The 1,238-nt window shown below is 63.8% G+C and carries 1 protein-coding gene; it reads left to right on the top strand.

What is annotated here, in order from left to right:
- A partial coding sequence (locus ARC78_RS15985) for an IS1182 family transposase (protein WP_054660902.1) occupies positions 1–1,119 on the top strand: 1,119 nt, incomplete at its 5' end.
- Between the last annotated feature and the right edge of the window lie 119 nt (positions 1,120–1,238).

Consider the following 1,238-nt stretch of genomic DNA (forward strand, 5'->3'; position numbering starts at 1 on the left):
GAGGTGCATTTGAACTTGGCCTACCGCTGGTTCTGTCGGTTGGGGCTGGAGGATGCAGTGCCGGACCATTCGACCTTTTCAAAGAACCGGCATGGACGGTTCCGCAACAGCGACACGCTGCGCTTCGTGTTCGAGAAGGTGCTGGAGCGCTGCTTGGCTGAGGGCCTGGTCGGAGGCGAAGGCTTCGCCATCGATGCCAGCGTCATCAAGGCCGACGCAAACCGCCAGCGCGGTGTCCCGGGCAGCGATGCCAGCTGGGACCGGGAGTCGTCGCTCACGCGCCCGGTACGCGAGTACCTGGAAGCGCTGGACGCCGCAGAGGAAGCGCGTAAGCCTCCGAAGAACGTGTCGCTCACCGACCCGGCCGCGCAGTGGACCGCCGCGCCCGGCGGCCCGGCGTTTTACGCCTATTCGACCAACTACCTGATCGACACCAAGGCCGGCGTCATCCTCGACGTCGAGGCCACGCCCGCACACCGCACGAACGAGGTGAACGCCACCAAGGTCATGGTGGATCGCGTCGAGGAACGGTTCGAGATCAAGCCGACGCATCTGATCGGCGATACGGCCTACGGCACCGCCGAGATGCTGGGCTGGATGGTGGACGAGAAAGCGATCGAACCGCACGTTCCGGTGTGGGACAAGGCCGAGCGCAAGGATGGTTCGCTGGGACGTTCCGACTTCCGCTGGGAGGCCGAAGCCGACGAATATCGCTGCCCACAGGGCAAGCCGTTGCGCTCAACTGGCAAGCCTACGGCGGACGACACGCTGATCTATCGCAGCAGCGTCTACGACTGTGCCGGCTGCGAGCTCAAGTCGCGATGCTGCCCCAACACCACGCATCGGAAGATCGCCCGCCAGGTCAACGAATCCGCACGCGACGTGGCCCGCCAGTTGGCATCAACACCTCGATACGCACGATCGCGGCGACATCGAAAGAAGGTCGAGATGCTGTTCGCACACCTCAAGCGCATCCTGCGGCTGGATCGCTTGCGGCTTCGGGGCCTGAAAGGTGCCCGCGACGAGTTCCTGTTGGCGGCGACTGCGCAAAATCTGCGAAGAATGGCGGCGTGGTTGATGCCGAAAGGCCCGGAAGCAGGAATTGCGGTGCCGATCTAAGGCATGGGGCGCTTGCGCGCCCCCATTTGCTTCATTGCGGATCGAACAAATCCGCTTCCGGCTGCCTGGTCACGTGACGCCCCTGCTCCGGGACCGAGTTTTTCAACAGAATAGGCCGA

Source organism: Stenotrophomonas pictorum JCM 9942 (genome assembly GCF_001431585.1).
GTDB classification, from domain to species: domain Bacteria; phylum Pseudomonadota; class Gammaproteobacteria; order Xanthomonadales; family Xanthomonadaceae; genus Stenotrophomonas; species Stenotrophomonas pictorum.